The sequence below is a fragment of the Arthrobacter sp. S41 genome (assembly GCF_004320535.1).
Lineage (GTDB): Bacteria > Actinomycetota > Actinomycetes > Actinomycetales > Micrococcaceae > Glutamicibacter.
In genome coordinates this window covers 2,148,200-2,170,814 of sequence record NZ_SIHY01000001.1, presented here as the reverse complement: position 1 = coordinate 2,170,814, position 22,615 = coordinate 2,148,200, and the positions used below count along the sequence as shown (strand labels likewise).

The 22,615-nt window shown below is 56.4% G+C and carries 20 protein-coding genes and 1 pseudogene; 10 read left to right on the top strand and 11 right to left on the bottom strand.

Annotation, left to right across the window (positions count from 1 at the left end):
- Positions 1–39 precede the first annotated feature (39 nt).
- The gene (locus tag EYR88_RS09990) at positions 40–504 is read left to right on the top strand and encodes a GNAT family N-acetyltransferase (RefSeq protein ID WP_165477319.1); all 465 of its coding nucleotides are present in this window, start codon (positions 40–42) and stop codon (positions 502–504) included.
- On the opposite strand, the gene EYR88_RS09985 is transcribed toward EYR88_RS09990, so the two are convergent.
- A complete protein-coding gene (locus EYR88_RS09985) occupies positions 496–1,986 on the bottom strand; it encodes a SulP family inorganic anion transporter (protein WP_131089499.1) in 1,491 nt (496 codons plus the stop codon). The genes EYR88_RS09990 and EYR88_RS09985 overlap by 9 nt on opposite strands.
- 632 nt (positions 1,987–2,618) lie before the next feature.
- Between EYR88_RS09985 and EYR88_RS09980 the strand changes: the two genes are divergently transcribed.
- Entirely contained in the window at positions 2,619–3,800 is a 1,182-nt protein-coding gene (locus EYR88_RS09980) for a glycerate kinase (RefSeq protein ID WP_131089498.1), read from the top strand.
- On the opposite strand, the gene EYR88_RS09975 is transcribed toward EYR88_RS09980, so the two are convergent.
- The gene (locus tag EYR88_RS09975) at positions 3,785–4,627 is read right to left on the bottom strand and encodes an SDR family oxidoreductase (RefSeq protein ID WP_131089497.1); all 843 of its coding nucleotides are present in this window, start codon (positions 4,625–4,627) and stop codon (positions 3,785–3,787) included. The genes EYR88_RS09980 and EYR88_RS09975 overlap by 16 nt on opposite strands.
- Positions 4,628–4,644: 17 nt before the next feature.
- Positions 4,645–4,830 (bottom strand): hypothetical protein, encoded by a 186-nt coding sequence (locus EYR88_RS09970; protein WP_131089496.1) that lies wholly within the window; start codon positions 4,828–4,830, stop codon positions 4,645–4,647.
- A gap of 156 nt (positions 4,831–4,986) precedes the next feature.
- On the opposite strand from EYR88_RS09970, the gene EYR88_RS09965 reads away from it, so the two are divergent.
- Positions 4,987–6,045, top strand: a complete 1,059-nt coding sequence (locus EYR88_RS09965) for a sugar diacid recognition domain-containing protein (RefSeq protein WP_131089494.1) — start codon at positions 4,987–4,989, stop codon at positions 6,043–6,045.
- 61 nt (positions 6,046–6,106) lie between these two features.
- Here EYR88_RS09965 and EYR88_RS09960 read toward each other — a convergent pair whose 3' ends face one another.
- Positions 6,107–6,367: a type II toxin-antitoxin system prevent-host-death family antitoxin gene (locus tag EYR88_RS09960; RefSeq protein WP_131089493.1), complete on the bottom strand. Its 261-nt coding sequence runs from the start codon at positions 6,365–6,367 to the stop codon at positions 6,107–6,109.
- Between the two features lie 315 nt (positions 6,368–6,682).
- Between EYR88_RS09960 and EYR88_RS09955 the strand changes: the two genes are divergently transcribed.
- Positions 6,683–8,044, top strand: a complete 1,362-nt coding sequence (locus EYR88_RS09955) for a GntP family permease (protein ID WP_131089492.1) — start codon at positions 6,683–6,685, stop codon at positions 8,042–8,044.
- A 91-nt stretch (positions 8,045–8,135) separates the two neighbouring features.
- Here the strand turns inward: EYR88_RS09955 and EYR88_RS09950 are convergent, their stop codons facing one another.
- Positions 8,136–8,501, bottom strand: coding sequence for an SdpI family protein (locus tag EYR88_RS09950; protein ID WP_131089489.1), 366 nt, complete (start codon positions 8,499–8,501; stop codon positions 8,136–8,138).
- A gap of 313 nt (positions 8,502–8,814) precedes the next feature.
- Here EYR88_RS09950 and EYR88_RS09945 point away from each other — a divergent pair, with 313 nt between their 5' ends.
- On the top strand, positions 8,815–10,041 hold the full coding sequence (locus EYR88_RS09945; RefSeq protein ID WP_131089487.1) for an acyl-CoA dehydrogenase family protein: 1,227 nt from the start codon (positions 8,815–8,817) through the stop codon (positions 10,039–10,041).
- 26 nt (positions 10,042–10,067) lie between these two features.
- On the top strand, positions 10,068–11,297 hold the full coding sequence (locus EYR88_RS09940; RefSeq protein WP_131089485.1) for an acyl-CoA dehydrogenase family protein: 1,230 nt from the start codon (positions 10,068–10,070) through the stop codon (positions 11,295–11,297).
- 79 nt (positions 11,298–11,376) lie between these two features.
- On the opposite strand, the gene EYR88_RS09935 is transcribed toward EYR88_RS09940, so the two are convergent.
- Positions 11,377–11,697 carry a hypothetical protein gene (locus tag EYR88_RS09935; RefSeq protein ID WP_131089484.1) on the bottom strand — a complete coding sequence of 107 codons (321 nt, stop codon included), beginning with the start codon at positions 11,695–11,697 and terminating at the stop codon, positions 11,377–11,379.
- A 405-nt stretch (positions 11,698–12,102) separates the two neighbouring features.
- Here EYR88_RS09935 and EYR88_RS09930 point away from each other — a divergent pair, with 405 nt between their 5' ends.
- Complete coding sequence (locus tag EYR88_RS09930; protein WP_131089482.1) at positions 12,103–12,540, top strand: DUF6069 family protein; 438 nt, start codon at positions 12,103–12,105, stop codon at positions 12,538–12,540.
- 70 nt (positions 12,541–12,610) lie between these two features.
- On the opposite strand, the gene EYR88_RS09925 is transcribed toward EYR88_RS09930, so the two are convergent.
- The 4 genes from EYR88_RS09925 to EYR88_RS09910 form a co-directional block, all read right to left on the bottom strand.
- Positions 12,611–14,272 (bottom strand): alpha-amylase family glycosyl hydrolase, encoded by a 1,662-nt coding sequence (locus EYR88_RS09925; protein ID WP_131089481.1) that lies wholly within the window; start codon positions 14,270–14,272, stop codon positions 12,611–12,613.
- Positions 14,273–14,333: 61 nt separating this feature from the next.
- Entirely contained in the window at positions 14,334–15,209 is an 876-nt protein-coding gene (locus EYR88_RS09920) for a carbohydrate ABC transporter permease (RefSeq protein WP_131089479.1), read from the bottom strand.
- Complete coding sequence (locus EYR88_RS09915) at positions 15,206–16,132, bottom strand: sugar ABC transporter permease (protein WP_131089477.1); 927 nt, start codon at positions 16,130–16,132, stop codon at positions 15,206–15,208. The genes EYR88_RS09920 and EYR88_RS09915 overlap by 4 nt, the downstream gene beginning before the upstream one ends.
- A gap of 18 nt (positions 16,133–16,150) precedes the next feature.
- Positions 16,151–17,362, bottom strand: coding sequence for an extracellular solute-binding protein (locus EYR88_RS09910; RefSeq protein WP_242632510.1), 1,212 nt, complete (start codon positions 17,360–17,362; stop codon positions 16,151–16,153).
- Between the two features lie 149 nt (positions 17,363–17,511).
- Between EYR88_RS09910 and EYR88_RS09905 the strand changes: the two genes are divergently transcribed.
- A complete protein-coding gene (locus EYR88_RS09905) occupies positions 17,512–18,705 on the top strand; it encodes an ROK family protein (RefSeq protein WP_242632509.1) in 1,194 nt (397 codons plus the stop codon).
- 89 nt (positions 18,706–18,794) lie between these two features.
- On the opposite strand, the pseudogene EYR88_RS09900 reads toward EYR88_RS09905, so the two are convergent.
- Positions 18,795–20,114 (bottom strand): annotated as a pseudogene (locus EYR88_RS09900) (MFS transporter).
- A gap of 389 nt (positions 20,115–20,503) precedes the next feature.
- Here EYR88_RS09900 and EYR88_RS09895 point away from each other — a divergent pair.
- On the top strand, positions 20,504–21,259 hold the full coding sequence (locus tag EYR88_RS09895; protein WP_131089474.1) for an ATP-binding cassette domain-containing protein: 756 nt from the start codon (positions 20,504–20,506) through the stop codon (positions 21,257–21,259).
- A gap of 2 nt (positions 21,260–21,261) precedes the next feature.
- Complete coding sequence (locus EYR88_RS09890; protein ID WP_131089472.1) at positions 21,262–22,608, top strand: hypothetical protein; 1,347 nt, start codon at positions 21,262–21,264, stop codon at positions 22,606–22,608.
- Positions 22,609–22,615: the final 7 nt, after the last annotated feature.

Sequence of the window (22,615 nt, the reverse complement as noted above, 5' to 3'; positions counted from 1 at the left end):
CGACATCGGCGTGAAATAAAACCGTGGCACGCTGGAGCCATGGATATCAGGATGATCGAGGCCGATCCGCTCGCCGAATCGATGCAGCTCATGGTGCGGGAGCATTTGGCCGAAATGGCGCCCACCGCGCCACAGGAGAGCCGGCACGCCATGGACGCCAGTGCGCTGGCCGGGGAAGGCGTCACGCTGTTCCAGGTCTGCTCCGGCGACACGGTAATCGGCATGGGCGCATTCAAGGACCTGGGCGGGCAGGTGGCGGAGCTGAAAAGCATGCGTGTTTCCCCGGAATTCCGCGGACGCGGCATCGGACGACGGTTGCTTGATGAGCTGATCATTACCCCCGGGCAACGAGGTTTCTCGCTCTTATGTCTGGAAACCGGGACGCATGAGTACTTCACAGCCGCCCGGGCCATGTACGAGGCCGCTGGCTTCACCCAGTGCCCGCCGTTTGGCGACTACCAGCTCGATGAGAACAGCGTGTACTACCGGCTGGAACTAGCCTAGTTTCCCGCCGAGGCGGTCCTGCATCTTTTGGCTGGCCTCATTAAGCCCACGAATTTCCACGGTTTTGCCATAGTTCTGGTACTTGGTGCGGATCGAGTCCATCGCCGCGATGGTCGAAGCATCCCAGAGGTGCGACGAGCTGAGGTCAATGACGATCTGCGCAGGATCTTCGGCGTAATGGAACTGGGTGTACAGGTCGTTGGAGGAAGCGAAGAACAGTTCACCGTTGACCTCGTACAACACCTGATCGTCGGTGACGGTCCTGGTCACCGCGACCATATGGGCCACCCGGTTGGCAAAGAGCACCATCGCGGACAAGATGCCCACACCAACGCCGATAGCCAGATTGTGGGTGGCCACGGTGAGCACCACGGTGATGGTCATGACAAAGGTTTCGCTCTTGGGCATCAGCTTCAGCGTGCTGGGTTTGATGCTGTGCCAGTCAAAGGTGGTCGCCGAGACCACGATCATCACCGCAACCAGCGCGGCCATCGGAATCTGCGCGACGATGTCGCCGAGCAGCACCGCTAGCAGCAGCATGAAAATGCCGGCAAAGGCGGTGGAGATGCGGGTGCGTCCGCCGGAGACCTTAACGCCCACCATGGTCTGGCCGATCATCGCGCAACCGCAGATCCCGCCGAAGAATCCGGTGATGATGTTCGCCGTGCCCTGCGCCCAAGACTCGCGGGTTTTGCTTGACGGGGTGTCGGTGATGTCATCTACCAGCTTGGCGGTGAGTAAGGATTCGAGCAGGCCCACAAAGGCCACGGCAATCGCGTAGGGGGCGATGATCTTCAAGGTTTCGGCGTTCAGCGGCACCCCAGGAAGATGTAAGAGTGGCAGCGAATCGGGTAGCTCTCCCTTATCTCCCACGGTAGGCACAACAATTTTCGCGAAGATGGTGATCGCGGTGAGCACCACAATAGCGATCAGGGGAGCTGGCACCGCCTTGGTGATTTTAGGGAAGAAGCAGACGATGGCTACCCCGAGAATCACTAGCGGATACACTTGCCAGGGCACGTTACGTAGCTCGGGCATCTGTGCCCAGAAAATGGAGATGGCCAGTCCATTAACAAAGCCGATCATCACCTGCCGGGGGATAAAACGTAGCAGTTTGGCCACGCCCAACAAGGCGAGTATCACCTGGATGACTCCGGCCAAAACCACCGTGGCAAAGAGATATTCCACCCCATAGGTGCGAACCAGCGGGGCAACCACCAGTGCCACCGCTCCGGCGGCGGCAGAAATCATCGCCGGACGTCCGCCGGTGAAGGCGATGACTATGGACATGGTGAAGGAAGCAAAGATGCCCACGCGCGGATCGACCCCGGCGATCACGGTGAATGCGATGACCTCGGGGATCAGGGCTAAGGACACCACCAGACCGGCGAGCAGTTCGGTTTTGAGTAACCGAGGGGATTTTAGGGTGCGCCATACCGACTGGCGTTGCAGCGGGGTCAGTTGTGCGATCGCGGTGCTCACCGGGACTCCATTCACTTAGGCGTCCCACGGCATAAATCGTGTGGGGACCTATCTAAGTTACCGCACCGGGCGAGGCTACTACTTAAATTTGAAGCCCCAGCCACCGGAATACTCCGGAGAGCTGGGGCTTCTCGATCATCACTCGCACCTTCAATGAGGTACTTACTACTCTAGGGGTGCTCTCTGTGCGTCGAATAAGCATGGACTGCACATTGTCTTCGGGTGTTGTCGGCTGCCGCTTTGTTGTCGGCAGAGGGCAAAGAATTGGCCCTGTCGCAAGACCGACAGGGCCAGTTCTTCGTCATCACTCGCACCTTCAATGAGGTACTTGTAACTCTAGGGGTGCACTCTGTGGATGCAATAAGCATGCACTGCGCAGTGCCCATGTATCGGGGGAAAGAGCTTAAAGAAAAGTTCCCGTTGGGCAATATCCAACGGGAACTTTTACGATCATCACTCGCACCTTCAATGAGGTAATCTCTACAATAACGACGCTTTCTGTGCCGATCCTTTGGCTCAGCTTCGCATTGGCGATGATTGGGCACCGTGCACATAGCCGATGCGTTTGATGGGCTAGAAATACGGTCACCAGCCCATAGTCTCGCGCGTGCAAGCTACCTAAGCTGGGAAGCATGAACCCTCAGCAGAATTCAGCACCCGTGGCCGACGACGTCCTGCGGGTAGCAATTGTTCCCGATTCCTTTAAAGGCAGTGCACGGGCCGGCGATGTGGCCGCTGCATTGGCGCAGGGATTTTCCAAGGGAGCGCAGAGCCTGAAGCGCAAGGTTGATATCACCGCTGTTCCTTTTGCTGATGGTGGCGAAGGAACCCTAGAAGCACTAATCGATACCTGGGGCACCGAAGCACTCACACTAGAGACCACCGACGCACTTGGTCGGCCGGTCACCTCGCGACTTGGGCTTTCCAAAGATCAGAAGATCGCTGTGGTGGAAGCTGCCGAAGCCGCCGGCTTGCCACAGGTGAGCGACGTGGAACGAAAGCCGCTTGAAACAAGCACCTATGGGCTAGGTGTGCTGGTGTCTCACGCACTTGAACTTGGGGTACAACAAATCATCTTGTGCCTCGGCGGTTCGGCCACTACCGACGGCGGAACTGGGCTGCTCAGTGCGCTGGGTGCCAAATTCCTGGATGAACAGGGTCAGCAATTACCCGCAGGTGGCGGTGCGCTGGGCAAGCTGGCGAAGATTGATACCTCCGGGGTTGATCCACGAGCCGCCCAAGTGCGCTGGCAGATTGCTTGCGACGTGACCAATCCATTGCTTGGTGCACAGGGCGCGGCTGCGATTTTTGGCCCGCAAAAGGGAGCTGACAAAAACGACGTGCAGGTGCTGGATCAAGGCCTCGAGCGTTTGGCCGATGTCCTTGAAGCGGACACCGGGCGAAATTTGCGTCAGGATCCAGGCATGGGTGCGGCCGGCGGGCTGGCGGTCTGCTTGGCTTCCTACTTCACGGTGGAGCTAACTCCTGGCTGGGAGCTCGTCGCACAGGTACTGAATGCCCATGAAATTTTAGGCTCGGCCGACCTGGTGCTCACCGGTGAAGGCAGGCTGGATAGCCAGTCCCTGAACGGCAAGGTAGTTTCCGGCGTGCTTCAAGCAGCCGGCGAACATGCCGATGTGATCGTGGTGGCCGGGTCCGTTCAGCTCAGCGATGATGAACTGGAAAGCTCCGGCATCCTGGCCGCATACTCCATCGCGCCGGGGCCAGCGAGTCTGGCAGAACTTTCGGCCGATACACTCGGGTTGGTTCAGCGTACGGCGTTTAGTCTCGCACGGACCTACTTGCGCAGATAGTCCTCGAAAGACATGGGTGCTGTGCCGGTGATGATTTCGATATGGTCGCTGACCTTGGCCATGGTGGTGCTGGAGATCGCCGTATAGGTGCTAACCCAGGCGTCCAGCTGCCAAGATGGTGCTCCATACTCGGCACGCGAAGCGTAAGCCTCTTTGATGGATTCGTCGTAGAAGGTGATGTTTTGGCCACGCACTTCGCTCAGAATCCGGGCGACATCGCTCATGCTCAAGGACTGCGGGCCGGTCATCTCATAGGTGGCGCTGGCATGTTCGGAGGCCGAAGCGAGAATTTTTGCCGCGGTGCGTGCAACATCTGCTCGGGCTACCGGGGCGAAGTGTCCGGTCCCGGCCGGCCCACGGATCACCCCATCTTCGCCTACCAACGCGGGCAAAAAATCTAGGTAGAAGCTATCGCGCAAGAAGGTGAAGCGCAGTCCCGAAGCCCGCAGATACTCTTCGGTGGCGTAGTGTTCGCGGGCCAAGGTGAATTCCGCGTCGGGTGCCGCAGCGGTAAACGAGGTATAAACGATGTGCTTCACCCCGGCGGCTACGGCCGCATCAATAAAAGTGCTGTGCAGATCCATCCGGTGATCACTCTCCGGAGCGGAGACCATGAAGAGCACTTCGATGCCGGCTAGTGCATCTTTGCTTAAATCACGGTTGGCATAGTCGAAAGTGCTGGCTGTTGCTTCCGGAAGTTGCGGTGCGCGGGAAAGGTCGCGGACCAAGAGTCGTTGTGCAACGCCTAGGTCGGCAAGATTTTGCACAACGAGTGAGCCGAGCGCACCGGTCGAACCGGTGACGGCAATGTGCTGGGTGGAAGCCATGACAGGGTTATATCTGATTAGCTCTGGTGCGCCTGGGGTGTCGCCCGAGTGGCAACGTAGAGGCAGCTCAGGAAGCCAACCAAGCTCAGCGTCACGGCGATCGGGCCACTAATGCCGTGCAGGTATTGAGTCCAAGTCATATTCAGTGTCACCAGTAGCGCCACCAAAAATCCTCCGGTTAAGTAACTGATCGCCGAACTCATGGTGAACCTTTCGTCGCGATACTTGACTATGGCGAGACTAGCACTGTGAACGAGCAAGGTGAAGTAATTCATAGCAGTAAGCGTGCCTATGTTTTGGGGCTGACTCCTGATTGGTCCCACGGGCCTTGAGCGAGCGCGGACGGTTAGGATGATTCCATGAGCGAAAAGGAGCAACCTCGACTGGCCAGTGCATTAGCGCAAAAGGTTGTCGACACCATTGCCCCAACTATCAATCGCCATGTGAACATCATGAATGCGCACGGGATTATCATTGCTTCCAGTGATGCGTCCCGGGTTGGGACGCTGCACGAGGGCAGCGTTCAGGTGATCCGTCGCAATGAAATCATTCGGGTCACTCAGGCTGATGAATCTGCTGGAACCCAACCGGGAGTGAACCTTCCGCTGCGATTGAACGATCAGTTGTGCGGAGTGGTTGGCGTGACCGGCGCACCACATGAGGTTGAACCGCTGGCTGATCTGATTGCCTTAACCGTGCAGTTGCTCTTCGCTCAGGAACGCGAGCATTCGCACAGTGCTCGGAAGGCTGCCGAAGCCAGGGACATTATTTCGGCTCTACTCGCCGGACACGTGGCCGCTGAAGTAATCGAGCGAACCCTAGAAACACACGGGCTGCGCGCACCATGGCAACTTGAACTGTGGATACCGCGCAGCGAACAGGATCCTGAGTTGGAGCAGCCTGCGCTCGACGGGATACGCACCGCATGGGTGGGGCTATTTGGCGCTCACTGGCGACTTCGGAAAGCCGGTGGTGAGGCAGTCGACGCCCCGAAAGCTAATGATCGCTATCTTGTCGGGCCGGAGGCTTCGGACGCAGGGGAACTATTGGCGCAGGCCGAAGTGTTGCGTACTTTGGTGGCTCGTCCGGCGCTACTGCCGCAACACGGACATCAGGCAATCTGGAATCAGGATATCGCCGTAGCTGTGGCGCGCGCGCCCGCACGGAGCCTGAAGTATCTGGCCCTCAAAGCGCAGGTGCTGAACCAAGAGCAGGCCAAAACCCTGCTGGTGGTCGTCGCAGCATCTTCTATGTCAGAGGCAGCAGAATCCTTGCATATTCACCGCAATACGCTGGTGCAAAGGTTGGAACGGATCGGCCAGGTGACGGGTGTTGAGATTCGGCAGGCCGCCGAGTCGCTGCGTTTGCAGCATGCTGTGTATGCGCGGATCGCGCTGGATGAACTGCGAATCTTCTAGCCGGAGTTCTTGCAGGCAAGCGCCTTAGTAGTGGTAGCGGGCCTGACTCGTATGAGGCGCGTTAGTCCTCAAGGTCAGAACGGTCCAGTTCATGCTCGGTCCGTACTCCGTTGCGAACTCGCTCATAGGAATCGAGTAGTCGGCGAGCGTTTGCCGGGGAGTGAAAAAGATACGCGGATTCTTGCCATACCGCGTATTCGTCAGCGGGCATGAGCACCGCGTTGCCCTTACGGGAGACGATCTCGATAGCTTCTTGATCAGCATTAACCCGCTCGATTAAGGAGAATAGGGTCTTACGAGCTTCACTTGCGCTGATCGCCATGACGTCTCCTGAAACTAAAAGCGTTTATTAGAACCAAGTTTGCGGGACAACTCGATAAATGACTAGATGCACGAGTTGGCGCCCAGCGAGAAGCTGATCTTTGGATCTCGCGCACACATTTCACCCCTTGATCCCTATGAATTCTGGGCACATGCCCATAGGTTATTTTTTGTCTGGTTCCTAGTATTGGCACAATGGTTGCTCTTTAAGCACGGTCGCACCGAATGTTTTCGACTGCGTGTGATCGCGTAACCAAAGCTTGAGCCGCGTTGGTGAGCAACGAACTATCAATTTTGGCAAAGGAGCCAACCTGCCGTGTACGAACTTATTGTTCTGTTGATTCTTGTGGTCGCCATTGTGCTGGTGACCGCACGATGGAAAGTCAGCCCTTTCCTTGCCCTGATTGGCGCCGCGATTCTTGCCGCCTTTGCCTACACGATCCCCTTGGCTGAAGTAGCCAGTACGGTCACCACCGCTTTTGGTAGCACCATGGGCAACATCGGCCTGGTGATTCTTTTTGGCACGATGATCGGCATCATCCTGGAACGATCCGGCGCAGCCATCTCCATGGCGGATGCACTAATCAAGGTGTTGGGAACAAAATTCCCTAATCTGACGCTGACGATCATCGGCTATATCGTCTCGATTCCGGTCTTCTGCGACTCGGGCTACGTGGTGCTCAACTCGCTGCGCAAGGCCATCACCTTGCGCACCGGCGTCTCCGCGCTGGCTACGTCGGTGGCGCTGATGACCGGTCTTTACGCGACGCACACCATGGTTCCGCCAACTCCGGGACCACTGGCTGCGGCCGAAAGTATCGGCATCGCCGATAACCTCGGATTGATCATCGCGGTAGGTCTGCCAGTGGCAGCAATTTCTGCTCTAGCCGGGCTGGCCTATGCCAGCCGGTTTAACAAGTCCACCTGGACTCCTCTGCCTTCCGAAGACGAAAACGACCTGGCTGATCTGGACTACGAACAGTTGCGCGCTAGCTTCGGCAAGCTGCCGCACCCGGCTTTGGCCTTCTTGCCGATCCTGGTGCCGTTGATCCTGATCTGTGCGGCGTCGATCGCCAAATTACCTTCGCAACCCTTGGGTGCGGGAACGCTTGTTGAGCTTCTGTCATTTATTGGAACCCCGGTGATCGCGTTGATCTTCGGTCTGCTTTCGGCCACCTTGTTGTTGCGTGGGGACAATAAGCTCGCAGACTTCAATGAGCAGATGCATGAGTCGGTGCGCACCGCTGCGCCCATCTTGTTGATTACAGGTGCTGGTGCAGCATTGGGTGCTGTGCTGGCCGCGTCAAAACTGACCACGATTCTTTCGGATTCTCTCAGTGGTCTTGGTCTGGGCTTGGCGGTGCCGTTCCTGATTGCGGCGGCGCTGAAGTCGGCGCAGGGATCGTCCACGGTTTCCATGGTGACCACTTCCGCGCTGGTCGCGCCGATGCTCGGATCTTTGGGTCTGGATTCCCAGCTGGGCATGGTGCTTAGCGTTCTGGCCGTAGGCGCTGGTGCGATGGTAGTTTCGCATGCCAACGACTCGTACTTCTGGGTGGTTTCGCAGCTCAGCCGGATTCCGGTGATTACCGCGTACAAGACCCTCAGTATTGCTACGGCGATTCAGGGTACCGCCGCCTTTGTGACGGTATGGATCCTTGGGGCTGTGCTGCTTTAAGACGTGCTGCTCTAAGGTCCTGTCGAGTGCTTCGTACGCACCGCGCCTTCATTGCCCTTTGGTGTTGAAGGCGCGGTGCGGTTTTTAACTTCTAGGCGGTTGGGTACTGCTTGGCGACGTTGTTGGCCCGGAAGCCCGCGACGAGCAGAAGTGCCAGGCATGCAATAAAGCCGGCAGTAGCGACGACAAAAGCGGCGGGGAAAATCTTCAGCAGGCTAAAAACAGCCGCAATGACCAAGAGGATCCATCCGGTCCAGGCCGTTACGCGAAGCATCGGTGCCGCGTGATGGTGAGCAGCTAACCACGCTTCATCGCTGGAGAGGGTATGGCGGGTTCTGATGCCCACCATGGTATTTCGCTTGAGTCGCCCATCGGCGGATCGTGGTGCCAAGATGCTCGCAGTGAGCGCGAGGATAGCTAGACCGAACATCAAACTCAGCGTGCTGAATGAATCCATGGAATTTCTCTGCCTCTCGGTGTGCTTGTATTCAGTCTATACGGTTGTCATATTTCTCAAAACCCAAGACATCACCAAACTTTCACCACGGATATTCAAATACTCGCCGATTCACACGAGGTCATAGGCCGAAATACGGCGACGGTTTTTGGGTCTGATGGGGGCCCGGGCCATGACGTTTCATGACGATATTCCGGCAGGTGACGCGGGCTCTATCGTCGTCGGTTCGTCGATGTTTCACTGGAGGGACAAACCATCCAGAGCGGCTGACAGACCTGGTTCCGTGACGCCGCAGCAAGTAGGGAGAACGAAGATGACTGTACTAAGTACGCAACTACCACGCGTCCCTTACATCGGAACCGCCGATGACGCCGAGCTTGATCGCTGGCGCGAAGTCGCCCAGAACGTGGCGGACCAGCTGGCTGTTGATGCACTGGAACGTGACCGCAAAAACGAGCAACCATTCGCTGAGGTGAAGTTGCTGCGTGAAGCCGGTCTATTGGATCTGCTGGTTCCTGCCGAGTTTGGCGGAGCAGGAGGACACTGGGAAACAGGCTTCGAAGCGGTACGCATTATTGCTGCTGCCGATGGTTCGGTCGGGCAGTTGCTGGCCTACCACTACATCAACCAGTCGGGCATTGCGTTCTACGCGGCCCCAGAAACTCAAGGCCAGTGGTGGCAGCGCACGGTTGAGGGCGGCTGGCTCTGGGGCGACTCGGTCAACCCGATTGATCCCACCTTGACGCTGGTTCCCCAAGGTGATGGCTTCACCCTGAACGGTGGCAAGCGTTTCTCCACTGGTTCCGGTGTTGGTGAAGTCATCGTTGTGAATGCTGAAATCACCGAAGGTGAACGCGCCGGTGAGGTGCTGGCCTTTGTGATTCCGCGCGACCGCGAAGGTCTGGAAATTGTTGATGACTGGGATTACCTAGGTCAACGACTGAGCGCCTCAAACTCGCTGAAGTTCCACAATGTACAGGTGCAGGCCTCAGATATCCTCGGTCCGGTCACCGCAGAGCCGGTGTCCACGCTACTGACTCCGGGAATCCAGCTAGCCTTTGTGAACTTCTACTTAGGCATTGCCGAGGGCGCACTGGCTCGTGGCAAGCGGATCATCTTGGGACGCAAAAACGCTTGGCTGTTCTCCCAGGCAGAAACCTACTCTCAAGATCCGATTTTCCAGCGCACCATCGGAGAGCTTAAGGCGCGCACCGCAGCGGTGGCGGCGTTGACCGAAAAATTAGGGCGCAAATTTGATGCCCTAGTTTCCAAGGCAGGCGAGGTGACCCAGACCGAACGCGCGGCGCTCGCCGTAGAGATTGCAGAGGCCAAGGTGGTGTCCACCGAAACCGCTATTGAGGTTGCCAACCGCATCTTTGAGGTCACCGGATCCTCGTCGGCCGCGAGCTCGGTGGGCTTGGATTTGTTCTGGCGCAATGTGCGCACCCACTCGTTGCATGACCCGGTGGACTACAAAAAGATCGAGGTTGGTGCCTACTTCCTGCGCGGAGAATCCCAGCCACTTTCGCTTTACACCTAAACCACAATCACGGATAGGATCCAACGATGACTGCACTTGCTACAGGCAATTCTCGCGCGACACTCAAAGCCCGTTTCGCCCCGATTTTTGAGCAGATTGCGGCCGGCGCCGCCGAACGCGACCGAACCGGTGAGCTGCCCTATCAGCAGGTGGCCGACCTTGCCGCCGCCGGTTTTGGTGCGGTTCGTATTCCAGAATCGCATGGCGGAGCAGGTGCCACCCTACCCGAGCTCTTCGAACTCTTTGTGGATTTGGCTGCCGCTGATTCCAACATCGCCCAAGCGTTGCGGGCGCACTTCGCGTTTGTGGAGGATCGGCTGATCTCTGCTCCTGGTGCGGGCCGGGATAAGTGGCTGGCTCGTTTTGTTGATGGTGAGCTGGTGGGCAACTCCTGGACCGAGGTCGGAACGGTGAAGGTCGGCGACGTGATCACCAAGGTCACCCCGGATGGCGAGGGCGGGTTCCGGATCAACGGCACCAAGTACTACTCCACCGGTTCCATCTTTGCCGACTGGCTGGATACCTACGCAGAGCGCACCGATACCGGCAAGCGCGTGATCGCCGCGGTCAACCGCCACCAGCCTGGCGTGGAACTGGCCGATGACTGGGATGGTTTTGGTCAGCGCACCACCGGTACCGGAACGTCGACGTTTACCGATGCGATTGTCGCCGAAGAAGATCTGATCGACTTTGATACCCGCTTTAAGTACCAGACTGCTTTTTATCAGCAGGTGTTGCTGGCGGTGCTGGCTGGTTCGGCAAAGGCAGCGGAACGCGATTTTGCAGCAGAGTTAAAGGCGCGCAAGCGCACCTTCAGCCATGCGGCAGCCAATGTGGCAGCCGAGGATCCGCAATTGTTGCAGGTCATCGGCGAGGTTTCGGCAGTGGCATTTGCCGCGGCGGGAACGGTGGAACGTGTTTCGCAGGCTCTTGAGTCTGCCTATGAAACTGCGTTGGCTTTGCAGTCGGGGCAGATTTCGGTGGAAGAAGATGAAGCAGCCAATGATGCTGCCGAAGTCGCCAGCGCCCAGGCTCAGGTGGTGCTCACCCCGCTGGTGCTCAACGCCATCACCCATGCCTTTGATGCGTTGGCCGCTTCGGCCACCAGCGTTTCGAAGAACCTGGATCGGCACTGGCGCAATGCGCGCACCGCAGGTAACCACAACCCGTGGGTGTTCAAGGCGCGTCTGATCGGTGACCTTGCGGTCAACGGCACTGAATTGCCACGTGTGTGGGCCATCGGCGCCTCGAAGTAACCGTCAAAAATCTTGCAGGCCCAGCATTCTTTGCCGATGCCGGGCCTGCAGTATTTTGTGCGTCACGGCCGGGCTCTATTTAGGAGTGGTTGCCCGAGCTGTGGGTGGTTTGCGCTGCTGTTGTCTGGAGCCGTTGCGTGCTCTGTGAGAACTTTTCGATGCGTCGTTCTGGCCCAAGAACTGGTTCTTGAGTGCTGTAGGCGACCTTTTTCCATCCGCACGAGGTGCAGGTCCAAGCCACTTCACGCATTGTCATCTGGGAATCATGACGCTGGCCAGCGTCGTGGCCACCTTCGTTGTCCCAGCTTTTTAATTGACGTTGCTCATCGATGTATCGACGGGTTTCGGTTTCTACCAACGTGTTTCGATAACACCGTGGGCAGCTGATTGGCTTATCCATGACGGATTCTCCGTTACTGCGTAGCCCTTATTGCTGCGAGTATCGCAGGCTTTGTGAATTGATGTGGATGCCACGTCACGGTGGCTAAAGAGTGATATCCGGTTCAACACTGCTGCGTTAATCTGAACGCCGTCCCAGAAATTGAAGGACAGCACAAGAGCTTGATGCCGGAAGGAGGAAACCTCTAACGAGGAAAAAAGTGGAAGTAAACTCCAATTTCAGTTTACGCCGGTTTGACCAAGATGTACTGGGAGTTGTCACTGAGAGCAGGGCTTGGGCGCATCGGGTGCTCGCTCAGAAAGATAGCTTCCCTAACTGTCGTGGATCTCACGCACCAATGAGAGCCAAGGCACGGGGGTGCGAAATTAGACTTGTTGAGGACTTTCAACGATTTTGAGGAACACCATGACTGCTCAGGGACAACCAAATAGCCCTTTTAACTTCATTCAGGTCGTCATCGCCGCACTGGGCGCAGGCTACCTCAATGTCATCATCTTCTTCATCGGTATCGCTTCGGGCGCTTCGATGAAGGTTGGCTCTAACCCTGAGAAGGTTATCGGTTTTGATAACATCCTGCAGGCAACCTGGATCCCACTGCTGGCCTTTGGATTCATCGTGTTCTTGATCGGTCGTGCTAAGAAGGGCATCATCAAGGTTGCCCAGTGGGTCGGCTTGGTCATTGCAGTTGTATCGAGCATTTCCGCGATCATGACCGCTGCGGATGTAGCAACCGCCGTGACCTTGACCGTTATTCACATCGTGACCGGTGCTGCCTGGTTCTTCGCTGTTCACTACGGCAACAAGAAGCTGCACATTCCTGCTAAGGACGTTGTTGTAGCCTAAGGGTTCTCATACAAACAGTTCGGCACCGCAGAGACATTTCTGCGGTGCCGAACTGCTTTTTTAACGGGTACTATTTGGCACGTAACCAAGCTGTTGTTGCTGCCGGCAACCGGCCAGCTTCATCTAATGGTGCACTGGAAAGCAGAAGGGTGCCTTCGGGAAGCGTCTGCGGCTGAGCGCTGAAGTTCGTGACGCTGATCCAGCCATTTGGTCGGACAAAACTGAGCACACCTTCGCTTGCATCTAGCCACTGGAGGGACTCATCGCTTTGTAGTTCCCTACGTAGGCGCAGCGCCTCGCGGTAGAGCTCCAGAGTCGATCCCTGATTGCCATTCTGTGCCGCGACGCTTAGTGAGCCGAAGGACTCCGGCTGCGGCAGATGGGGCTGAACTTCGCCAAACCCGAAGGATGGGCCCTCGGCTTCCCAAGGGATTGGCACGCGGCAACCGTCTCGTCCTACCTCTACGCCCTTGTTCTTAAAGAAGGCAGGGTCCTGACGCTGTTCGTCAGAGATCTCGGTGACCTCTGGCAAACCCAGTTCTTCACCCTGATACAAGTACGCGCAACCGGGAAGAGCCAACTCCAGCAGTGTTGCAGCACGCGCGCGGCGAAGTCCTAGCTCCGCATCCATTACCGAAGGATCGGCCCCGTGTAGCAACCACTTCTTCGCCGAGTCTGGATCACCGGCAAGAGGTAGTCCATAGCGGGTGGCATGGCGCACGACGTCATGATTGGAGTACACCCACGTGGTCGAAGAGCCAGCGATATTCGCTTGGTCGAGATTGAAAGAAATGATCTTCTTGAAGGCCGCTGCGTCAAAGTCTGCCTGCAACAGATCGAAATTGAAAGCTTGGCCAAGCCCGGTTGAACGTGCGTAGGCAGGACGACGATCGGAGTTGGTCCAGGCCTCTGCCACGGCAATCCGGGGAGGGTCGTACTCGTTGAATACCTGGCGCCATTGAGCATAGATTTCGTGGACTTCATCGCGATCCCAGATGGGGTGGGTGCCGTCCCACGGGTGGGCATCAAGCTCCGCTTTACTGGGCAGATCTGACAACGCTACGTCTTTGGTCAGTGCGTGGGCCACATCAACGCGGAAACCGTCCACGCCACGATCGGACCAGAAACGCAGGGTCTTGAGGAAGTCCTCTCGAACCTCGTTGTTGGCCCAGTTGAAGTCGGGTTGTTCCTTGGCAAAGAGGTGTAGATACCACTGGCCATCTCCAACTGGCTCCCAAGCTGGGCCACCGAAGATGGATTCCCAATCGGCTGGAGGCAATTCGCCATTCGGTCCTGCTCCATCACGGAAGATATAACGATCGCGCTCGGCTGAGCCCTTGGGTGAAGCAAGAGCTGCTTGGAACCATTCGTGGAGATTCGATGAATGGTTGGGCACGATATCAACGATGACCTTAATGCCTGCATGATGAAGCTGTTGCGTCATCTGGTCAAAGTCTTCCAAGGTGCCTAGTCGTGGGTCCACGTTGCGGTAGTCGTCCACGTCGTACCCGCCATCGGCGAGAGCCGATGGGTAGAACGGCGAAAGCCATACGGCATCGATGCCCAGGGTCTTGAGATAGTTGACCCGCGAAGTGATTCCTTTCAGGTCACCTAGTCCGTCGGCGTTGGAATCCGCGAAACTGCGCGGATAGATCTGATACACGGCAGCTTGGCGCCACCAAGTAGCGTCCTTGGAAATGCTGGTGTTGGGGGTGGTGTCTTGCAGTGTCATGATGCTTCCTTTCAATGGTGTTTGCAGCCTAGGAATGGCTGGGTGTAGCGGTTAGTGCTGTTTAGGATTTGACGGCGCCTTGGGTCAATCCCGACATCACCCAACGTTGGGTGAAGAGATAGGCCACCACGCTGGGGGCCATGGCCATCAGGTACGAGGCAAAGGACACGTGGTAGTTGTTCGAGAACTGCGTTTGGAAAAGTTGTTGAACCACGGGAAGGGTCTGATCTGCCTGTTGGGAGATGATCAGCGAAGGCATCATGAAGTCGTTCCACGAACTGAGAAACGCAAAGATAGCCACCGTGGCGCTCATTGGCGCCAGGAGAGGGAAGATGATCCTCCAGTAAGTAGTCCAGTTGCTGGCTCCATCGATGCGTGCACTTTCTTCCAGCTCGCCCGGAAGTCCACGCAAGAAAGACGTAAATAGCAAGACGTTGAAGGACAGCCCGAACATGACATGCAGAATCGCAACACCTGCCGGGTTATCTAGACCGAAGATGCCGGTGAGCTTGACCTGCGATAGGGCCAAGACCGGGAACGGCAGAAACATTGCTCCCAATAGGTAGTAGAAGCTGAAGCGATAGAAGCGCCTATTCCAGTTCCGGTGGATTGCATACGAGGCCATGGACGCCACAAGTACTGCACCAAGCACTGCTACGAGGGTAATCACCAGCGAGATAGTGAAGGCCCGCGGGAAGTTTACTAAGTCCCACGCTGCGGTGAACCCTTCAACTGAGAAAGGCTTTGGCAGCGAGAATGCTTTCCCGTCAACGGCTTGCTTGGCGGATTTGAACGCCATTGAGATGGTGACGAACAGTGGAACCACGACGGCCAGTGCACAGATGCCCAAGATGCTGGTGGCCCACCAATTGATGCGTTCTCGTCCGATACGTGTGCGCGAGCGTTTGTTGAGTCGTTGCTGCAAGGTGAGGCTCATTTTGCTTGTCCCTTGTTGGTCAGGCGCAGTTGGAACAGCGCGATAATCAGCGAAATGATGAAGAAGACGGTCGCATTGGCCATCTGGTAGGCGTAGTCTCCACGTTCAAAACCGGTGAAAATTGTCATGGCAATCGACCTAGTTTTCACTCCGGGACCACCGTTGGTCAGGCCGACAATAATGTCGTAGGCTCCCAAGAAATTCTTGAATCCGATAATGATGTTGATACCGATGTATCCGGTCATCAGTGGAAGGGTGACATTCTTGAGCTGTCCGAAAGAACTGGCACCATCCAAAGACGAGGCTTCGTACAAGTCATAGGGGATAGCCATTAGACCTGCTATGTAGATGAGCATCGCCGATGGCACGGCCTGCCAGGCAGTAACGATGACGATGGATAGCCAGGCGAGGTCCGGGTTAGACAGCAACGACTCCTTAAGGAAGCCAATGCCAAGGTATTCACCTACGGCGGGCAAGGTATTGGAAAACAAGAAGTTGAAAACATAGGCAATGACGATGCCGGAAATGACCATGGGCATGACAAAGATTGTCCGCAGAGCGACTCGGGCACGAATTTGTGCGGTGAGCCCGACTGCCAGGAAGAAGGCCAACGCATTGGTGAGTATGACGGTGACGAGAGCGAACCCGATTGTGAAGCTGTAGGAGCCGATAATGGCTGGATCAGTGAACAAGGCGGCGTAATTTGCCAGTCCGACGAGGTTGTAGTCGCCAAATCCCACCGAGTCGGTGAAGCTGAAGTAAATGCCCATCGCTGCTGGCAGGGTGATGGCGATGGTGAAGCAGATCAATGCTGGAACGAGGAAGCCTAAGTAGGTGGCTTCGAATTGACGCCGTTTCACCGGTCGGGTGGGAGCCACAACCTTAGCGTCGTTGCTGGGTTTAGTGGGGGTAGTTAGTGCCATGGTGTTCTCCTGAGCTGGCTAACTGCGTTGGGCCAGTCGGGCCCAGTCCGCGTCGAGGGTTGCAAGGGTCTGCTCTACGCTGCCGCCGGTCACCAGGCCCTGCATGTAGTTTTCGAAGGGAATAGTTCGCGGAATCGCCGTTGATACTCCTTGATAGAGACGGCCGGAATCGATGTACGGCTGCATCTGCTTCAGGCGAGGGTCTTTGGTCGGCGGTGAATCGGTACGTACGCCAAAACCGAGAGCTGATTCGTTATAGGCATCTTGGATTTTGGGTTGGCAGAGGAACGCGAGGAGTTCACGTGCTTCGGCTTTGTGGTCGGACTGTTCCGGGATCCACAGCGCTAGGTCGAGATTGACCCTGACTTTTAGGTCGTTGGGGTCTTCTGTCATCGGTAGAGGGAAGGCGCCGATATTGGCATCAGGATTGGTTTTGGCGATTTCAGGCAGAGCCCAAGGCCCCTGCAGGTACATGGCTGCTTTGCCATTGGCAAATGCAAGGTTGCCATCTCCGTAGCCACGATTGGCTGCGTCTTTGTTGGAGAACTTGGCCAGTTCTTGCATCTTCAGTAGCGGCTCGGTGAATGACTTCGAAAAGGTGACGGCAGCATTAGGGGTGAAATCCGAACCGATTTCTCGTAGTGCAGCAAAGTGCTGGTTAATGTCGACAGCCCCGCCCAAGGAATAGTCGGCTAATCCCTGAGAAGCGGTCCAAGCGTCTTTGAACGTGGAGTAGATGGGCGTAACGCCTAGGTCGGTCAGCTCACCGCAGAGTTCTAATAGTTCTGAATAGCGAGTTGGGATGGCGAGATCATGTTTCTCAAAAATGTCTTTGTTGTATAGAACGGCGGCGCCCATCATTGAGTAGGGCAAGACCGATGTCCGTCCGGGATAGTCGGGATAGAGCGCCAGGAGCTCTTTGATGAATGGCGCATTCGTCTTTTGCTGGGGCAAATCAGAGAGATCTGAGAGGGCTCCACTTTCTTGGAATCTTGCCATCTCAAAGTTGTAGTTGAGGCAACCCAAATCCGGTGGATCGTTGCGAGCGAATGCTGCAGAGAGTCCTGCAGTTACCTCGTGGGTTGCGGTAGTAGTTTTCTGGGAAGCATTGAACTGCCCCAACAGATCACGAAAGTAGGGGATCACTTCCGGCTTGGACTGGTTGAACCGAATTGTGGCTCGGGGGTCGCTGGGGCTGCAACCGGCCAGGGCCATGGCTCCGGTTGCCATTACCGATGCAATGAACGACCGTCGTCGCAACGGCCGTGACAAGGCACTTGATCCAAGATTCATAGGTTTCTCCAGTGGGAAGTGAAGTGGGTCACTTTATTTTCTCAGTAAATTTAGCATCTAAATAAAGTCACGTCTATACTTTGAATGTGAGTTCACCGAGAAATATTGATGCACCGAGCGCCGAGTCCCTAGAAGGCGTTACTGCGATGCGTCGTCGCAACACCCAACGCGTTCTGGATGCTGCTTGGGACTGTGAAGCAGTGACCGCCAGTGAGCTCATCTCGCTCACCGGTTTAACTCGTGCGACAGTGCTCAACCAAGCAAAAGACCTGGTTGAATCTGGTTGGCTTATCGAGGCCCAAGACACTCGGGCTGTTGGAGCTTATTCCAAAGGCCGACCGGCGCTACGTTATGAATTGAACCGAACTCATCGCCTGATTGCTGGAATCGATGCAGGCCAACACCGCATCAGCCTCACTCTCAGTGATGTGCGAGGAAATCTGCAAACTCGCGCTGAGGCAAAAGTGGATCCACTGTCTTCGGGACAGCATCGAGCTGACGTTACCGAGAAGCTACTCGCAGGCGTGTTAGCTGAATTCAACGTAGACAAGCTTGCCGCGATGGTGATCGGGGTCCCCGCGCCAGTTGATGCCTTCGGCACGTCGCCGGATGACGACAATGGTTTTTGGGCAAATATGAACCCTGATTGGAAATCCGCGCTCGGCAAATATACGCACCTCTTGAGGGTTGAGAACGACGCGAACCTAGCGGCGATTGCCGAACTGGCACATGGCACTGAAGGTTCTTTTGCCTCATTGATGATTGGTGAGCGCATCGGTGCTGGGGTTGTGGTCGACAACCACCTGCTCCGTGGAGTTAAGGGGTTGGCCGGTGAAATGCGGTTCCTTTCGCAAGTTGCCGGGGTCGGTGATGCTCACGGTTTGGGATATTTGGCTAGGGAGCAAGCAAAATCAGCGTTGGCCGCCGGCGTCAGTAGTAGCTTGGCGTCTTTGGACGCAGAGTCCTTGCGTGCAGAAGACGTATTTCAGGCAGCCGCGAACGAAGACCAGCTGGCACAGGAAATCCTGGAATCCCTCGGTGCCCGATTGGCTCGGATCAGCGCTGTTATTTCCGGCTTTGTCGGGTTGGAGCGTGTGGTGCTTTCCGGTGCGATGGCAGAAATCGTGGGGCCAGTAGTTTCCATTGCCCAGCGCGAGCTAGCTCAGGAACCGGCGCTGACTTGTGTCCAACTGACTGCTTCTACTCTGGGAAATGAAGTCGTGATGAGGGGAGCCGTTGACCTCGGAGTGCAGCTCGTGCGTACGGCTGCACCTTTCTAAAACACCGAGGAATGCAGCCCTGCGCGAGTGCGGGTGTTTCTATCGCTCCCGATGCACCGGGTAGATGAGCATTTACAGCCAGGGCACGTCTATGACGGGACGGGTTCAATCACTGGCGACTCGACCGCCTGACGCATGCGGGGCATCAACAGCAAGCTGGCAGCAGCTGCAAAACACAACACTGCAGCGGTAATCCACGCGGCCAGATAACTTCCGGTGGTCTCTCGGGATAGGCCTGCAGTCAGGGATCCGGCACCTGCGCCGACCATATTGAAAGCGAACACCCAACCAAAAACGACAGTTGCTTTAACCGGGCCAAAGTACTGCCGGCACAAGGCCACCGTAGGCGGAACCGTGGCTACCCAGTCCAGGCCATACAAGACGATGAAGATCCACATCATCGGCTGAACTGTGGGGCCCATCAGGGTGTGCAAGAACAGTAGCGACATTCCGCGCAGCAGGTAGTACACAGCTAACAGCAGCCATGGGCGTATGCGGTCGGTGAGCCAGCCCGAAAATGCTGTTCCGAGAATGTCGAAGGCACCGATGAGTGCCAACAATCCTGATGCCGTGGTGGCAGGCATTCCGTGATCGTGCGCAGCAGGAATGAAGTGCGTCTGAACCAGGCCGTTAGTCGACCAGCCACAGATCCAGAAGGTCATCGCCAGCACCCAGAATGCCGGGTATCGAGCAGAGCTGAAGAGCACCCGTAAGGTCGCCGCAGCCATGGATCCTTCGGGCTTCGCAGCGGGAACTGCAGGTGCGGTCGCGCCGTAGGGCAGTACCCCGACCTCGGCTGGGGAGTTGGCAAAAGGCCAACGTAAAAGCGGAATGATCAGTAGGGCAAAGGCGGTGACCACGAGGGCCGCAATCCGCCAGGAGCCGTTTTCAATGATGGCAACGATGGAAAGTAAAAAGATCAGCTGGCCAGCAGCGTTGGCGCCAGAGAACAGCCCCATCACCAGACCTCGTCGCTTGCTGAACTAGCGGTTGGCGACTACTGAACCGAAGACCAAGGCCATGGCGCCGGTTCCCAATCCGACAAGCACGCCCCAAAGCAACCACAACTGCCAGTAGTGGTTGATAAAAACGGACAGTCCGGCGCCGGTAGCCACCAAGGCCAAAGCTGCCATCGCCACCTTGCGCATCGAATAGCGTTCCAGCAAGGTGGCAGCAAAAGGTGCGGCCAAGCTGTAAACCACCAGGTTGATGGTTACTGCCGTGGACAGTTGGGAACGCTGCCAGCCGAACTCTGCTTCAAGAGGTTCAAAAAATGCGCCGGCGGTGGACCGAAAAGCCGCTGCCACAACCAACGCCAAAGTGGTGACGATGGCTACCAGCCAAGCCCGGTGTACTCGGGGACGCCGGGCGGAAGGCGGAGTTATTGCGGAGTCGGGCTGATCGTTCATAAACAAAGCATCACACTGGCACGCACCTGTGGCCTTGTTCGTGACTAATCTTGCCTTGCGCAACAACAGCCCACGCGCCGCGTTTCCTGTTGGGTAGTCACTTGCTGGGGCACTGTGCAGTCAACCGAGGGGCGCGGATGACAGTGCGAACTGTCGCATTCCCTTGTCGTCAACGTTCTGAAATTGACATTAAGTTCTACATCAGAAAAATACTTACGTCTGTTTCATTATGTGAGGTCAATCTATCTTTTGACCCATCTAGTGATAATAAACTAAATATCATTTAAGAGGTACAACGATCGTCAGTCGCCCATTTTGCAGGAGTCTACTTTTGTTGAGCCACAAGCTACGGGCAAGCGCCCTAGCCGGAGTAAGGACTGCCCTGCCTGATGAAGAGCATTAAGATCTGTGCAGCTAGTTACGCATACTCGTCCAAGGCGAAAATTTTTCAAGATCTGAATCTTGAGTTCCACTCTGGAAAAACAGCACTCTTGGGCCCCAATGGCGCCGGGAAGTCTACAATGATGTCCCTTATGGCAAGCGTAGTGACGCCCTCCGCCGGAAGTATCGAGATTATCGAGGCCAGCGGGGAACGAATCAGCGCTCGCCACTTGGGAAAATTCCGACGGCTTGTGGCATGGTTACCGCAAGACTTTTCGCCCGTCGCCGGACTCACTGTTTTGGAACACGTCAGGTACTCTGGCTGGCTGAAAGGGATGTCTAGGAAGGCTGTCAAAGAAGCGGCGCCGCAAGCGCTTTTAGCCGTCGGGCTAGAGACTCTTTCTGAAAAGAAAGCTACTGAACTATCAGGCGGACAGCAACGACGACTAGGTCTAGCTGGCGCACTAGTTCACCAGGCGGGCGTAGTTCTCTTGGACGAGCCTACCGCAGGACTCGACCCTAGCCAGCGGGATCGGTTCCGTCAGATCTTGGCCTCCTTGAATGATGAGAACATAACCGTGGTTTCCACGCATCAGACCGAGGACATCGACGGATCTTTTGATCATGTAGTTGTGCTTGTTGGTGGGCGCGTACGGTTCAACGGATCGGTCAACGAGTTCATGGCAGTGGCTCCAGCGAGTGTTACGGATTCTCGTGATCGAGTACGGCTGGCCTATGCGGCATTAGTTGAAGGCGAGATCTGAGGATGCTTCCTATAACTCGTCGACCAGCGTGGTGGCTGTTGGCCCCCGGCATGATCTTGGCGGCATTGTATGTGCATCAGTATGTGTCAGCGGAGCGGGTCTTGGCCGATGCTCAATCAGCCGTGGCGGCCTATGCGCTACTGCTCATATTTGCTGCGTCATTGGTCAGCGTCTCAGCCGCTCTCGAAGTAGGGCGTGATAGTTCCAGTCGGGGAGTCACCGAGATCGCGGTACGGGGCAAAATAATAGTGGCCTTTGCGCGGCTCTGGCCCAGTCTTGTAGCCGGCGCTCTCATCCAACTTGTCGGAATTCTCCTATTGCTGGGCAAAGCTGGTTCTTCACCCAACAGATTCCCAGTTCTCATCGCCGTCGGTCTGTTCAGTGCTTTGTTCTTCCATGCGGGAATAGGGATGTTCCTCGGCACATGGCTACGAGCGCGCTTTGCAGTTCCTCTGGCGTTGGTGGTCTCCTATATTTGGCTTGGATTCGCCTGGAGCTTTGACTTTGTACCAGTGAGATATTTGGCGGGGCTCGCTTTGGAAGGTTGCTGCTCCCCGGTCGAAACCTTGGATGTCGCTGCTGTCTATTCTTTGATGGTGTTCTCGGTCCTAGGCTTCTTCGGATTTGTGCTCCTGGCCATGGGCGTCAGCGGTAGGAAGATCCTGCCCCGTGGAAAGGCCGCCTGGTTGCGTGTCACCGCAGGTCTGCTGGTGCTCGTCCTGGCGGCTTCGCTGGGCTTGTTCATTGCGCGTCAGGTGGCGGCGACCCCGGTGAAAGCTCGCCCACTATCAGAAGCTGAATGCTCCGCAACCGTTCCAGAAGTCTGCCTGTTCCCAACACAGCTGGCACGTGGAGATACTCGTCCGGTGTATGCCGATACTTTCGAGGCCTTAGAACACCATGGGATGCGAAAAATAACCAAGGTCTATTCAACTAGCACAGCACAAGTGCCGGTCCTCTCAGACGAGGGCGTTGCAAATGTCATGGCCGCACCAGGCCAATCGCGCACCCGTGCAGTTGAATCGGCAGCCAGCACTTACGCGGATGCTCTTACCTACATTGAGTGTCCTCAAGAAACCTCCGCTGATGTTTACGGATGGGCCGAAGTACTGAAGGCTTGGTCAGTTCAAACTGCGGCTCAGGAAGTACTTGCACCGGACGAACGGGCAGGCTTGCCGGATACGAGCATGCTGGAATCGGTCTCGATCCCGGACGAGACGGATTTTTTTGGGCAGTGGAGCAAACTGCGCAAGTTAGACGAAAAGTCACAGACTCAGTGGGTAACGGTAGCCTATGACCGACTAAGTACATGCCGACTTCCGGATGCGGTCAGCGCGGGTGTCCGGTGAAGTGGGC